Annotated in this window: 14 protein-coding genes and 1 pseudogene; 7 read left to right on the top strand and 8 right to left on the bottom strand. The window is 39.8% G+C overall.

From position 1 onward, the window contains the following. Positions 1-61 precede the first annotated feature (61 nt). Together TVG_RS07240 and TVG_RS07235 are read left to right on the top strand one after the other, a co-directional pair. Positions 62-1471, top strand: a pseudogene (locus tag TVG_RS07240) (APC family permease). A 119-nt stretch (positions 1472-1590) separates the two neighbouring features. Beyond that, entirely contained in the window at positions 1591-1935 is a 345-nt protein-coding gene (locus tag TVG_RS07235; protein WP_010917612.1) for a hypothetical protein, read from the top strand. On the opposite strand, the gene hutH is transcribed toward TVG_RS07235, so the two are convergent. Continuing rightward, positions 1932-3419 (bottom strand): histidine ammonia-lyase, encoded by a 1488-nt coding sequence (gene hutH / locus TVG_RS07230; RefSeq protein WP_010917611.1) that lies wholly within the window; start codon positions 3417-3419, stop codon positions 1932-1934. The two genes, TVG_RS07235 and hutH, sit on opposite strands and share 4 nt — an antisense overlap. A 230-nt stretch (positions 3420-3649) precedes the next feature. Here hutH and amrS point away from each other — a divergent pair, with 230 nt between their 5' ends. Further along, positions 3650-4702 (top strand): AmmeMemoRadiSam system radical SAM enzyme, encoded by a 1053-nt coding sequence (amrS, locus tag TVG_RS07225; protein ID WP_010917610.1) that lies wholly within the window; start codon positions 3650-3652, stop codon positions 4700-4702. Here amrS and aroF read toward each other — a convergent pair. The 5 genes from aroF to TVG_RS07200 all read right to left on the bottom strand — a co-directional run bounded on the left by aroF (position 4690) and on the right by TVG_RS07200 (position 7549). Beyond that, positions 4690-5628 (bottom strand): 3-deoxy-7-phosphoheptulonate synthase, encoded by a 939-nt coding sequence (gene aroF, locus TVG_RS07220; RefSeq protein ID WP_010917609.1) that lies wholly within the window; start codon positions 5626-5628, stop codon positions 4690-4692. The two genes, amrS and aroF, sit on opposite strands and share 13 nt — an antisense overlap. Continuing rightward, positions 5625-6218, bottom strand: coding sequence for a prephenate dehydrogenase (locus TVG_RS07215; RefSeq protein ID WP_010917608.1), 594 nt, complete (start codon positions 6216-6218; stop codon positions 5625-5627). The genes aroF and TVG_RS07215 overlap by 4 nt, the downstream gene beginning before the upstream one ends. Continuing rightward, positions 6215-6724, bottom strand: coding sequence for a chorismate mutase (locus TVG_RS07210; protein ID WP_162009549.1), 510 nt, complete (start codon positions 6722-6724; stop codon positions 6215-6217). The genes TVG_RS07215 and TVG_RS07210 overlap by 4 nt, the downstream gene beginning before the upstream one ends. Positions 6725-6829: 105 nt before the next feature. After that, positions 6830-7192, bottom strand: a complete 363-nt coding sequence (locus tag TVG_RS07205; RefSeq protein ID WP_010917606.1) for a carboxymuconolactone decarboxylase family protein — start codon at positions 7190-7192, stop codon at positions 6830-6832. Between the two features lie 126 nt (positions 7193-7318). Then, entirely contained in the window at positions 7319-7549 is a 231-nt protein-coding gene (locus TVG_RS07200; RefSeq protein ID WP_010917605.1) for a MarR family transcriptional regulator, read from the bottom strand. A 117-nt stretch (positions 7550-7666) separates the two neighbouring features. Between TVG_RS07200 and menC the strand changes: the two genes are divergently transcribed. Then, the gene (gene menC / locus TVG_RS07195) at positions 7667-8752 is read left to right on the top strand and encodes an o-succinylbenzoate synthase (protein WP_010917604.1); all 1086 of its coding nucleotides are present in this window, start codon (positions 7667-7669) and stop codon (positions 8750-8752) included. Here the strand turns inward: menC and TVG_RS07190 are convergent. Continuing rightward, positions 8744-9712: a Gfo/Idh/MocA family protein gene (locus tag TVG_RS07190; protein WP_010917603.1), complete on the bottom strand. Its 969-nt coding sequence runs from the start codon at positions 9710-9712 to the stop codon at positions 8744-8746. The genes menC and TVG_RS07190 overlap by 9 nt on opposite strands. Before the next feature lie 63 nt (positions 9713-9775). After that, positions 9776-10543 (bottom strand): SDR family oxidoreductase, encoded by a 768-nt coding sequence (locus TVG_RS07185; RefSeq protein ID WP_010917602.1) that lies wholly within the window; start codon positions 10541-10543, stop codon positions 9776-9778. 136 nt (positions 10544-10679) lie between these two features. Here TVG_RS07185 and TVG_RS07180 point away from each other — a divergent pair, with 136 nt between their 5' ends. The 3 genes from TVG_RS07180 to TVG_RS07170 all read left to right on the top strand — a co-directional run bounded on the left by TVG_RS07180 (position 10680) and on the right by TVG_RS07170 (position 13965). Further along, positions 10680-11780 (top strand): acyl-CoA dehydrogenase family protein, encoded by a 1101-nt coding sequence (locus tag TVG_RS07180; protein ID WP_010917601.1) that lies wholly within the window; start codon positions 10680-10682, stop codon positions 11778-11780. 146 nt (positions 11781-11926) lie between these two features. Further along, the gene (locus tag TVG_RS07175; RefSeq protein ID WP_010917600.1) at positions 11927-13369 is read left to right on the top strand and encodes a sugar porter family MFS transporter; all 1443 of its coding nucleotides are present in this window, start codon (positions 11927-11929) and stop codon (positions 13367-13369) included. Between the two features lie 83 nt (positions 13370-13452). Next, entirely contained in the window at positions 13453-13965 is a 513-nt protein-coding gene (locus tag TVG_RS07170) for a hypothetical protein (RefSeq protein ID WP_010917599.1), read from the top strand. Positions 13966-13985: the final 20 nt, after the last annotated feature.

Genomic DNA, 13985 nt, shown 5'->3' with positions numbered 1-13985 from the left:
GAATATATATTATGATCATATACATCATTACTTTTAAATACATTTAATTCAATATAACTATATGTATGAATCTAACCTTAAACCAAATCAAATAGGATTAGCACAAGCAATTTTTCAAGGAGTATCATATGTCGCCCCTGCAGCGGACGTTGCTATTCTTTTAATTATAACGGCGGGTTTTGCATATGGTAGCACTCCTCTCGCCGTTCTGTTTGCATGGGCGATTTACTTCTTATTCTTAAATGCGAACTATCAGTTTTCAAAGTTCACGGGGAGTGCATCGGGTTATTATGGGTATGTGTCTAAGTCTCTTGGTCCAACAGCAGGTTTTATAACGTCGCTTTGGTACGTAATGTTTCAATTTTTTTCATTAGCTGCGTTTGGGCTGCTAGGTTTTGCAACATTTCTTTATTATGTTTCTCCAAGCTTGGAGAAGGTTCCCTCCATATAGCTACTGTTTGTTGCTTTGGTAGCTTTCTTTACCTTCTACCTTGGTTATCGTGGGCTTAGGCCCTCTTTGAACTACTCGATGATTAGCGCTTCTATTGAAATAGGATTTTTGATACTAATGGGCATAATAATAGCCATAAAAGTCGGTTCCGGGAATACTATTTCGGTTTTTACACTAAAACCATTGAACGGCAATTTCTCTCTTTTATTTTTTGCTATGATATTTTCCATACCACTTTTTGCAGGTTCGGGAACAGTAATCACTTTAGCTGAGGAAACGAAAGGATCTATAAAGACAATAAGAAGATCTATATGGATATCTATGCTAGTATTGTTGGCAGCATTGCTAGTACCCGCATATTCACTTACCGTAGGGTATGGGGTTTCTAATATGGCTGGGTTTACACAACTTCCTGATCCTGGGGTTATAATATTCGAAAGGTATGGTGGTATTGTTGCAGGTATAATACTAATAATCTTGACGGTAAATAGTTACTTAAGCTCTAATGTTTCCCTTATGTCGTCAGTATCTAGGGTTGTATATTCGCTCGGAAGGGATGGTATCCTTCCGAAATCGATTACGAAAATACATCCAATCCATCATTCTCCATATATATCCGTCATGCTGCTTGAAATTGGTGGAATCGTGATAGCCATAATCCCGTCCATATTTTATGGTCCGTTTACAGGCGCTCTCATATTGTTCTCTATAAATATCTTTGCGCTGCTCTTCACTCATATGCTGGTTAACGCATCACTACCAGTTTACATTAAAAGAAATGGTCTGCACTTTAACGCAATAACGCATTTAGTTTTACCAATATTGTCAATAATAATAGGCTTGATAGTAGTTTATTATTCGGCGCGGACTTCAATTTCAGAGGGAAATCCAATAACAGCTGCCGTCTTTATAGGTTTAGCCTATGTTGCCTTCGCGGTTATCTTTGGTTACAGCTTTGCAAAATATCATCCTGATAAGGTTAAAAATATAGGCTCAATATCTATCGAAGAGGCTTTGTAATAATTTATCAATATCACGGTATTAAAACTAATACGAGGTAAATGACTAATAGAAAAATTTAAAAGTAGTGTTTTAAAAACATTCAATTAGATTAAATAGTAAGAAATAATATTTCTAATATGAGGAATTTAGCTGTTATAATATCCTCCGGAAAAAATGAAAAGGAAAAAGTGCTAACCGCCCTAACCTTTGCAAATGTCGCCAAGAAGAACAAGCTTTTCGATGACGTAAAACTTATACTCTTTGGGCCCAGTGAGAGGCTTGTGGCCGAGAACGACAAAGACGTAATGAAGTTGCTGGATGATTTCAACAGCCTTGGGGAAAAGCCCCTCGCATGCCAGGTAGTCGCTAACAACTTCAATATAATCGACGATCTGCAAAAGGCCCAAAATATTAAGATTGAAAGGGTAGGCCCAATAATAAAGGAATTGTCTGAGAAAAATTATGAGATAATGACGTTTTAAGCCGCATTGATAAGTTCGTTTTTGTTCATTATTTCCCTTATTTTTTCTATGTCAAGATAAGAAGGCCTATCTTTATCGAGTGGTTTCACATACTCCCTGATCTTTGTGTATATGGCTTTTGTTACAGGGGAGATTGGGTCTTGGCTGAATTCAAGTGCTTGGGCGCCAAGCAGAAATTCTATTGCAACAATATATTCGAGGTTTTCCTCAATTTCCAAAAGTTTCAACGTTGAAGTAGAACCCATACTGACATGATCCTCCTGGTTTGCAGATGTCGGTATAGAATCTGCAGAGGACGGGTAAGAAAGTACTTTATTTCTGTTGCAGAGTGCGGCGGCAGTATACTGTGGTATCATGTATCCTGAGTTAAGTCCGCTGTTTTTTACTAAGAATGGTGGCAAACCGCTTAGGTTTGTATCAACAAGCCTGGCTATCCTCCTCTCTATCATATTTCCCATGTCTGTTAACGCTATTGAAAGGAAATCTGCAGCAAGCGCTATTGGTTCACCATGAAAATTCCCGCCCGATACAACTTCCTTGCCATTGAATAGAGGATTGTCTGTTGCGGAATTGATCTCCGTTACCAACACGCTAGAAACGTATTCTAACGTATCAAGTACGGCGCCATATACCTGTGGTATGCACCTGAGTGTGTAAGCGTCTTGCACTTTTTCTTTATCTGATTTTTCTACATTTTTACTTCCTGCAAGGTATTTTCTCATTTTTTCTGCTATTGCTATCTGCCCAAGGTGAGGCCTGGCTGATACTATCCAATCTGAAAAGGCCTTTGAAGTCCCTCTTAGCGCTTCAAAGGAAAGAAGTGAGGATCTCACTGCGTTTTCAATTGTCCTGTATGCTCTTGAGGTTACGAGAGCCATGATGCCTGCCATCATTGAAGTCCCGTTGATCAGTGCTACGCCCTCTTTCTCTTTAAACTCGTATGGTTTCAGGCCAACCTTTGAAAGTGCAATGTCCGATCTCATTAGTTCCCCGTTCAGGAAGGCCTGGCCCTCTCCCATCATTGCCAGCCCTATGTGTGCAAGTGGAGCAAGATCCCCGCTAGCGCCAACAGATCCGAACTCTGGCACTGCTGGCACTACGTCTTTATTTATCATGGCTAGCAGGGCATCAATCAATTCTGTAGAAACAGCTGAATAACCCTTCGCTAGCGTATTGGCCCTTATTACCATGATCGACCTGACCACATCGGTCGGAAGGTACTTCCCCACACCTGCAGAATGGCTTCTTATAAGGTTACGTTGAAGTTCGATCTCTTCTTCCCTGCTTATTTTAATGTTCAACAACCCTCCGAACCCTGTATTTACCCCGTATATCGTCTGGCCAGAAGATATAAGATCGAGGAATTTTCTATGGATCTCAGCAACTTTATTCCGAGCTTTCGTCGAAAGTTCTACAGGCTCGTGCAGGACTGAAACTGAATATACATCCTCCAGAGTTAAATTATCCCCATCTATCTCTATCATTAATAGTTTAGTCTGCGGATCAATAAGTTTTTTACTTATATCTGGCGATTAATAATAGGCCAAAAATTGTTTTTGTATTTTCTTGTGGACTAAAGCCTTCGATTCGCTATGTTATTCCCAACACTTTTATTATACAAAACGTAACTTGTTTTAGATTTGCTAAATTTCAATGGTAAAGTTTGATACAAGATGCAAAAGGAATAAATGCGAGATCCGGATCATTATGTATCATGTTTGTTTCTGTTAGAAAACCTTCAAAGGCAGTGCTATTCAAGAAAGAGGGCGAGACAGTTGTATGCACAGCTTGCAGGAGGTATTGCCGCCTAAAAAATAACCAAATAGGTTTTTGCGGTGTAAGAAAGAATATAAATGGTAACTTATATCTTCTTGTCTATGGGATGCCAGCAGCAATAAATATCGATCCCATAGAAAAGAAGCCTATACTCCACATGTACCCTAATTCACTCATATATTCAATAAGCACGGTTGGCTGCAGCTTTGCGTGTCAATACTGCCAGAATTACGATATAAGCCAGAGGAGAAATATTGAGGGCTTTGATTATAGCCCAGAGGAGATAGTTAATTCAGCCATTGAGGATGGCTGCCGGGGAATAGCCTACACTTACAATGAGCCTAGCATATTCATGGAATTTGCACACGATGTAGGAATTTTGGCAAGAAAACGCGGACTTATAAATATATTCGTGACCAATGGCTATGAGACGCCGGAAGCTGTAGAGTACAGTAAGGATTTTCTCGATGCAGCGACCGTTGATTTCAAGGGAAATGCCAGCAATGATTTCTACAGGAAGTATATTTCAGTACCATCCGCCGATCCAATCTTTGATACAATAAAACTGATGAAAGAATCAGGGATACACGTAGAGATCACGGATCTAGTTGTTCCGAGGGTTGGAGATAAGCTGTCGGATGCCAGATCCATGCTTGAGAGATTGATCTCTATACTTGGCTACGAATTTCCCATAAGCTTCTTAAGGTTTCATCCAGATTATAAAATGATGGATCTTCCACCTACGCCTTTAGAGACACTTAAAGCACATTATAATCTGGCCGTGTCAATGGGATTGAAATATGTATACATCGGCAACGTACCTGGTTATTATGAAGATACATATTGCCCCAACTGCCATTCCCTACTTATAAAAAGGCATGGCTTCAACTCAAGCGTCGTGGGTCTGAATGATGATGGAGCGTGCAAGAAGTGCGGCTATAGGACAGGCATCTTAATCGGAAATAATAATAGGATAGATTATATAAATTGAGAATTAGAAACTATGTTTTTTATTTGTTTGGCTTTTTTTACTATTCTCCCGAAGACTTCAGGCGTTACCTGCTGTTCAGAATCAGATAGTGCGCAGTCTGGGTTATTGTGAACTTCAATTTCTATCATATCCGCACCGGCAGCTACAGCTGCAAGCGTCATTGCCTCTACGTACTCACGTTTTCCAGACGCATGGCTAGGGTCTACGCACATTGGCAGATGCGTCATCGATCTTGCTGCTATTACTGTGCCTACGTTCATAGAAAAGCGTGTTGCTTCCTCTATTCCCCTAACTCCTCTATAGCATAAGACAACATTGCCGTTGCCACCGGACATTATGTATTCTGAAGCTTCCAGCCATTCTTTAAGCGTGTTGCCCATTCCGTTCTTCAATAGAACTGGTTTTTTCTGCCTACCTAAAAATCTCAAAAGATCGAAATTCTGTGCATTTCTAGACCCAACCTGAAGCATATCAATATCATCAAAGAATTTGTAGTACTCGGGGTTCATTATTTCTGTGACTATAGGTAACCCGGTATCTTCTTTAGCTTTCTTTAGCAGTTCTAACCCCTCTTCTCCAAGCCCTTGAAATGAATACGGTGATGTCCTCGGCTTAAAGGCACCCCCTCTAAGCATGTTGGCACCAGCTTTTTTCACAGAGCGAGCTATCTCTATTATTTGGTCTTCGTCTTCAACTGAACACGGGCCGGCAGCGAAAACGAGTCCTTCGCCAATTTTAATATCACCCACATCTACTACGGTTTTGTCTCTGTATTTTTTTGAGTATAATCTTTCCCCAGCATCTTTATTGCCTTCGATTATAACGTATTTTTCGTAGAATGGGACAACTTTGTAATCCGATCCATTCTCTTCGAGCTTTCGTACCACATTTTCCTTAATTTCTTCGTTGTCCGCTATCATTATCATTGTATCACCATTCCTAAATTCTTAACTATATCGTACATATATTGCGCATAAGGATTTTTATTTATCGTATCTAACATCACTTCTTCATTTTCATTTTCTAATATTCTAACTATCCCTTTAAAAGTGTCGAACGACTTGGTTCTGAATGCTGTGTCGATATTCTTCGATATGATCGCAACTGCATATGGAAGCGCAAGTGACTTTGCCATCTCTTTGTCGTGGACGTCTGCTGTTGTATCAACGATTTCGTATCCACGGAACATCTCGGCAATTAAATCCCTATACTCTGGCATAGAAATGTCTTTGATGAATAGCACTGTTCTGTGAACGCCATCTTTATAGCTAGCGGGCCCGAACAGTGGATGTATGCTTACTATTCTACCGGCATATTTTTTGAAAGGCGTCTTTACAGAGCTTACCTCTATAAATGGTCCATCATATTTTTCTATGTACGAAATAGCTGCACCAATGGGCACTGAGAGAAAAGCTATGTCCCAGTTATTTTCTACAACATCGAAGCCATTCTCATCTAGGATAGCTTGTAGGACTCTCCCCAGCCTGCCCTGTTTTCCTATAATCCCAACCTTCATAGCAATAACCTCACAGAATTTAGCCGATGCCTACTTTCTATAAATGCAGCGGAAATAAATAGGCTCTCCCCTTCAAGTTTTGCCAGTTCACCGGTTTTCAAGTCTATTACTGCATCGGGAGTTACATTGCCACCTACCACTATATGGCCGCCGTTTAGCTGGCATCCTGCTTCTAGGGACCTAGGTACTGCTCTGTTGACGCATATTATTATGCCGGGCTTGGAAAGAATAAGTCCTAAAGCAAAGAGCAAAGAATCCTTATCTCCTGAAAGCCTTAGATCCATAGCGGAGTTCAATGACTGCTGATCGAATATGGATGCTTCGAAGAGAACGTTTAAGAGCGGATTATTAGAACATAGTTCTGATTTTACCCTTAGTTCTCTTTCTGCATCCCTTATGGGAAGCCCATTGTTATGCTTTATTTTCCCTATTTTCCTTGTGATCTCTCTTCTTTTTTCCAACAAAGCTAAAATAGATTTAGTATTCTCAAGCAAATCCTGTCTCAAATCCTCAATCTCTATAAAGTGAACCACCAGACTTCATAGTGCGTGAATATGTCTATCATACTTAAATTTTTGCAAATAAATAACATGGGCATAAAATAATGGACTTCAGTGAGATATATCTGAATCAGAATTTGTTTGATTGAAGCCTCTTATAGCTTCTTCCATGATATTGACGTTCATGAGCGCCGGAGTGCCTGCCATTATCGCTGCAATGTAAGCGGTCTCCATCATCTCTGATTCTGTGCATCCTGCTTCGAGGCATTTCTTTGTATGGTATGTTATGCACCACTCGCACTGCAGGCCTAGCGAGAGAGCCAGTGCAACTAAAGATTTGGTTTTAACATCCAGCTCTCCCTTTCCAAGGGTCTTCTCCATAAACGATAGAAAACTCTCAGTAAGATCAGGCTTAATCTTAGAGCTTGCTGAAAAAACCTTCTGTATTTCGGTCATCCTTTCCATTGGATCCATACAGTCATATTCAGTGAATTTATTTAATGCTGTTTATATGTGCAAGAGCTACACATACGGAAAAATTATTATTTTTCGTACATCCAAAAAAGAGGTAATTCTTTCAATAGCATAAATCAAGTGAAATCAGGGAAAAATCTTCACGCAGTAATACCTCCTTCTAGTGTCACTCAGGCATACTTGTATATCTATTAGGCCAAGCTCTTTCAACATCTTTACGGAGTTCATAACCGATCTCCTAGATAGGCCAGTGTTTTCCATTATCCTAGCTACGTCTGATATTTTGGCGCTTCTTAGGTAAGCAAGTACGAGCCTTGCTGAAGGTGGAAGACTTTTAAGATCAAACGTCCCGTACACACTTCTTTACTATCAAAGAGATATAAAAACATTTTTTATGACGCACAGATTCAAATATAAAAATTTAGACCGATTTTAGAAAAGATTAAATTTATTTAAGGGAGCGATAAGGGATCTATGCAGATCAGATTTTTTAAAGTTAGAATTCCGTTTATAAGACCGTTTACTACAAGCTTCGGTACAGAAGAATACAGGGAAGCGATAATTCTGCACATGAATAAGGATGGTATCGATGCCTTCTCTGAAATAGTTACATCTTTCCTCCCAGACTATGGATACGAATATAACGATACTGCCATCAATACCATAGAAAAGTTCCTAGCTAAGTACGTAGCAGATGCTCCACAGCCGCATGAATTCCTAGATCGCGTTAAGGGGATAAAGGGCCACAACATGGCCAAGGGAGCAGTTGAGATGCTTCTTTGGGATTATCACAGCAAGTTAGCAGGAAAACCTCTCGATGATTATATGGGAAAGAGCAGGGGCTATGCCAACGTTGGTATATCTATAGGCATGTCTGATATATCGGAAATGAAGGAACAGGTTAGGTCTGCTGTATCCCTTGGATATAAGAGAATAAAGGTTAAAATAAAAAGAGGTCGAGAAAACATAGTATCTGAAATCAGAGACGAATTCCCTGATATAAGGCTGAGTGTTGACGCCAATGGAGATTACAGCTACCATGATATACCTTTGCTCAAGGAACTTGATAAATTCGAACTTGAATACATAGAACAGCCTTTCCGCGGAGACGATCTCATCTACCACTCAAAACTTAAAAAAGAAATATCAACTCCGGTATGCCTTGACGAATCTATAACCGATCCAGAGAAGGCGGAAAAAGCATTCGAAATTGGGGCAGTTGATGTAATTAACATAAAACCAGGGAGGGTTGCAGGTCTCCATAATTCGATAGAAATAGCAAAAATAGCAAGAGAAAACAATGGGCATTGCTGGGTCGGGGGAATGCTTGAAACAGGTATAGGAAGGGCCTTTAATATAGCCCTGGCCTCACAAGAGTTAATAGATTACCCTGGCGATACATCGCCAAATGAGAAATATTTCAGGAAAGACATAGTCAGGAACCCGTTCAGAATGAAGAAGGGCGTAATAGAAGCAAACAAAGGGGATGGAATAGGTGTGTATGTGGATTTCGATGCACTCTTTAGCTATCTAGTTGAAGCTGCTACAATATCAATCTGAAGACGCTTTGTATATCCTATCTATAGTGATGAGATCCCTCAGAGCAAGCTCAGGATCCATAGGTACTGGTTCATTTTTCTCAACGCTGTTAAGGAAGTCCATTATTTCCTTTTCTATAACATCATAAATTTCTATGTTCACGTGATTGCCGTTCACAACTGGATCGCCGTAGGCAGTCCTTCTTTTTCGATCAGACCATTCGCCGGTAGGCTTTGTTTTTACGTCTTCATATATGCTTCCCGAATCTCCGATAATTTCGAATTCCGGAAGTTCAGGTGCGTGGGGATAGTTCCAAGAGTAAAAGAACACGCCATGCATGCCGTTTTCAAAATTAAAAACTGCTTCCGCAGTATCTTCGCCTGCTGATTCCCAAGTCCTGTGAACGTACGATCTAAGAGAGGAATACCGCCCGCCTATGTTGAGAAGTGTATCAATATAATGTGTACCCTCGTTTATAAGGATACCGCGGCCTATCATTCTGGATTCTTTTCTCCACCCCTCAAGCTTTCGATGAGACTGGTGTCTCACTATCACTGTATGGGCCTTTCCTATGGTCCCCTTTTTAATTTCATTTATTATGAATTTTACTGTAGGATCGAAATAGAATTGTTCCGCTACCATGAATTTCACAGATTGTTCATTAGAGGTTTTTATAAGGTCTATCCCAGAGTCTATGTCTGGTGTTATCGGTTTTTCCAACAGCACGTGTTTTTTCAACTTCATCAATGTGAAGGCCATGTCGTGGTGAAGCCCATCTGGAACAACAAGATCGAAGACGTTCGCATTTGAGCTTAAAGAATCGTTAAAGTTGCTGTATACTTTCTTTATATTGAATTTTTCTACGCACTCTTGTGCAGTCTTACTATCCCTCTCAACTATAGCAACATCTATTCCGTTCTTTGAATACACTCTCAGGTGTTCTTTACCGAATCCTTTGCATCCTACTACCACAACATCCATGATAACTCAAAATTCCGTAATATAACTTAAAGTTTATTAAATACGATAATTATATAAATAATTTTAAATACTATGAGTTAAATTGTCTATCCTACCTCCATCTATCACTATTACTTGGCCGTTCATATAAACGGAATCAGAGGAAGCGAGGAACAAGGCCGCCTTGCCTATATACTCTGGTTTGCCGAACATCTTCAGCGTGGTTCTAGACTTAAAGTCTTCCTCAAGTTTTCTTATTTCCTCATCAGTTTTTCCGCCTATTGTTAGGTCTGTTTCTATCCATCCTGGTGCGATGGCGTTTACCCTTATGCTATATTCGGAAAGATCAAATGCAAGCCTCTTTGTTAACATAATAATGGCAGCCTTTGTAAGAGAATAGAAAGTTGTGTTCTTCGCCGCTGTACCAATGCCGGCATTTGACCCTATGTTGATAATTGTTCCCTTTTTTTCCTTTAAGTCTGGCAAAAATTCCAGGGTTGTATAGATAGCACCCATTAAATTAACATCTAACATTCGCCTTACTTTTTCCTCATCGTAATTCTCAAAAGGCATAAGGTACCATATGCCGGAGTTATTGACAAGTATGTCAATTTTCCCTAGTTTTTCATGTATTTGCCTAGCCATTTCCTTTACTTGATCTCTGTTTGATACATCTGCTTTAAATATTTCTCCACCGGTTATTTTCTTAACCTCAAGAGCGGATTTCTCGTCGTGGGCGTAATTTATAGCAACTCTTGCGCCTTCTTTGGCGAATTCTTCTGCTATGGCCCTGCCTAGGCCTTTGGAAGCACCCGTAATGAGCGCTGTTTTGCCTTCAAGCTTTCCTGACATAATCCTTCATTTACATATCAAATAAAACGTTTTTTGGTTAACAATTCATATTCATGAAATAAGGTCCATGGATTGGAAAAATAATAAATAGATAATGATTATTACCTTGTCACAACAGAAAATAGAAGTGATTAAAATGTTGTGCCTTTCTGAAGAGCAAAGCATTATTAAAGGAAGCATCGCTGAATTCACAAAGCGAAGGATAGAACCGATCGAGAAGAGGATCGAAGATGATGATTATTTCCCGATGGATATACTTAGAGAAATAGGGAAAAATGGGTTTTTCTCCGTCATGCTGCCAGGCATAGGTGTCCAAGATACTTATTCATTTTCCTTAATAGCAGAAGAGATCTCAAAGGTTTCCCCTGAAGTCGCATGGCTTTACGTAACTCACGTTGCTGCTTCATATGCTTTAGATAAGTTAGGGACAGAAGAACAAAAAGATAGTTATCTAAGGAAAATGGCGGATGGTGAAATCATAGGCACTATAGCAATCACTGAATCATCTTCTGGAGCTACAGCTTCTGCAATTGCTTCTTCCGCCAGGAAGTACGAGGAAAATTGGATACTTGAAGGGTCTAAGACATTCATCACTATGGGTGGAGACGCTGATCTATACGCTGTTCTGGCCAAAACGCATGAAGATCCAGCTGCGTTTACTACATTTATTGTTTTAAAAAGTGACGTAGGATTAGAACTCGGAACTCATCTTATCGGATCAGCAATGAAAGGGATAGGTTGGGGCGAAATAAGCTTCAATAATCTCATACTTGAAAAACACAGAATCCTTGGAAAGGAGAACGAAGGCATAAAAATAATTCCAACTATAGCAAGGATATTTTCAATAGGCGCTGCATCAATCTCCCTTGGAATAATGGAACGTGCTTTGGAGCTAGTTTCATCGCATGTTAAAGAGAGAAAAATAGCTTGTAAAAGTCTCTTATCTAACCAGACAGTTCAAGATAAGCTCTTCCATTTGTATGCTGATACAGAGGCAGCAAGATCTCTGGTTTATAGGGCATCGATAAATGATGATATCCGCCTAGCCTATTCTGCAAAGCTGTTTTCCACGGAAAGATCAATAGCAGTTACTGAATCTGCAGTCAGTTTATTTGGAGCCACAGGGTACGAAGAAAGCTTAGCTATACCGAAATTGCTTAACAAGGCAATTGCTGTTCCCTTACACTTTATAAATAATGCAATCCTAACTGGGCTATTTATAACGGCCATTGATTGAAGATTTATGTAAATTTTTCGATTTATTTAGAATTTTATCAAATATATTTTTGCGGTGAATTTATAATCATTTAGATTACAGAGTTTTTGGATATATTTCATATATTTTCTGACAAAAGATTAAATACAGTCTATTTATCGAAGAATATGGAATATCATGAAGTTATAGAAAAACTTGACTTCAGCAAAGTCACAAGGTTCTATTGGCTACTGACCTTACTCGCAACTATCGGTGGTTTTCTCTTCGGTTACGATACTTCTAATATCGGCACAGCGTTGGTGTTTATTCCATACCCTGTGCAGGGTTTCATAGAAGGATACCTAGTTGCAGGTGCATCTCTGGGGGCTGCCGTAGGAGCTTTGATTGCAGCTGGTCTCACGGATAGGTACGGCAGGAAATATCTATTGATAGCAGATGCAGCTATTTATGCGGCTGGTGCAATACTATCAGCATTTACCATAGATCTCGCCATGCTTCTCCTATCAAGAACACTTATAGGTTTGGCGGTCGGTGCTGATTCTGGTATAGCTACAGCTTATATATCCGAGTATGCCCCTAAAGACAGGAGAGGTTCACTCGGAATACTGCAGCAGTGGATGATAACTATAGGAATACTTGGTGCTTATATTGTAGGAATGGCCACACTCTATGCTGCACCAGGTCTAGCTTCAGTTTTAGACTGGAGGATAATGCTTGGTGTTGCGGCCATACCTGCTCTCATTGGCCTAGGCTTTAGGTTTATGATGCCCGAATCTCCAAGATGGTTAATGATCAACGGAAAATACAAGGAAGCCTCAGAGGCTTTCAAGAAACTCGGATTAAATCTAAGTGTTGATGAGCTAAAGGAGGTTAAGTTTAGGCAGAGAGCTAAGATCACAAACGGTGTGAAGAGAGCATTTCTAGTTGTCGCCCTTTTCTTTGTATTCCAACAGATTACTGGCATAAATATACCGTTCTATTATGGGCCAATAGTAATTGAAAAATTACACCTGTTTGGCTCGGCAACGCAATCTTTAGTATTTACACAAATATATGCTGTAGCAGCTGCAACAATACTCGCAGTGATTAACGTGGCAGCAACATACATAGGCTTCAGGTACATAGATACGGTCGGAAGAAGGAAGTTAGCCCTACTAGGATACTCCGGTATGACGTTCTTCGGTTTACTGGGCGGGCTTTTGCTCTACCTTAAATTTGATGTTGGTTTACTAATTGCATTTGCCGGCTTCATAATCTTCTTTGCATTCGGTGTCGGTGGTACAGGTTGGATGATTCAGGGTGAGTACTTCCCAACCAATATGAGAGGCCTCTATGCATCTCTTGGAGCTTTTGTAGATTGGATCGCTAACTTTGCCATAATAGAAATATTCCCTGTACTCGAAGCATTAATAACAATAAAAAATGTAATGTTTGTTTTCGGCATCCTTTCATTAATAGCAGTATTGATCTTTTATTATATAATGCCAGAAACCAAAGAATTGTCCGTGGAACAAATTAGCGACTTATTCGAGAATAACGGCCTATCGTCGTTGAGAAAAGCCTCTATGAGCTACAATAAGAGCTCATCCGGATCCAGCGGCAAGAAATAGAGCCACTTAAATTTTTCTTCATTTTTGCCTCCAAAAAATTAGATATAAAGTTTTTAATATTGCAATTTTATCATTTTTTTCATATGAGGAAAAAAATTGTACTCATCGGTGTCGTAGTTCTTGTCATTGGCATAGTGATATTTGCTGGAGGTGACGCAGCCATCCTCCACTATACTGTTACGGATACTGCTGTAAAAGAGCTTGCCACGGGGCAATACGGTAGGGAGATCACGCTCACTTCATCTTCACTCTTTACTGTTTCAAGTACATTCCCCAATTGGATTGTGGTAACCTCATCAAACTATTCAAAAGTAACATCGGGTAATTATGCAACTTACGCTATAAGCCCAATTGAAAATACTCACGTATCTTCGCTCTACGTTAAAGGATACGATTTGGGAACTGGAAGCTATTACCTGCTCGCATTTAATAGTTCACAACCACCCGTAACATACTCGTATTTGCCGCTATCAGTTTCATACCTGTCTCTTCTCTCCGTATTTGGCATAGTCTTGTTAATAATAGGCATAATAATAGCAATCATCGGTGTGATATTAAAGAGAAAAGAAAAAACTGGAGACGAGATTCAGGTTTAATGCGCATTTCTTCAAAGGTT

This window comes from Thermoplasma volcanium GSS1 (genome assembly GCF_000011185.1).
GTDB lineage: Archaea > Thermoplasmatota > Thermoplasmata > Thermoplasmatales > Thermoplasmataceae > Thermoplasma > Thermoplasma volcanium.
Note: the sequence above shows the minus strand (reverse complement) of the source record. Positions and strands in the feature narration are given on the sequence as shown.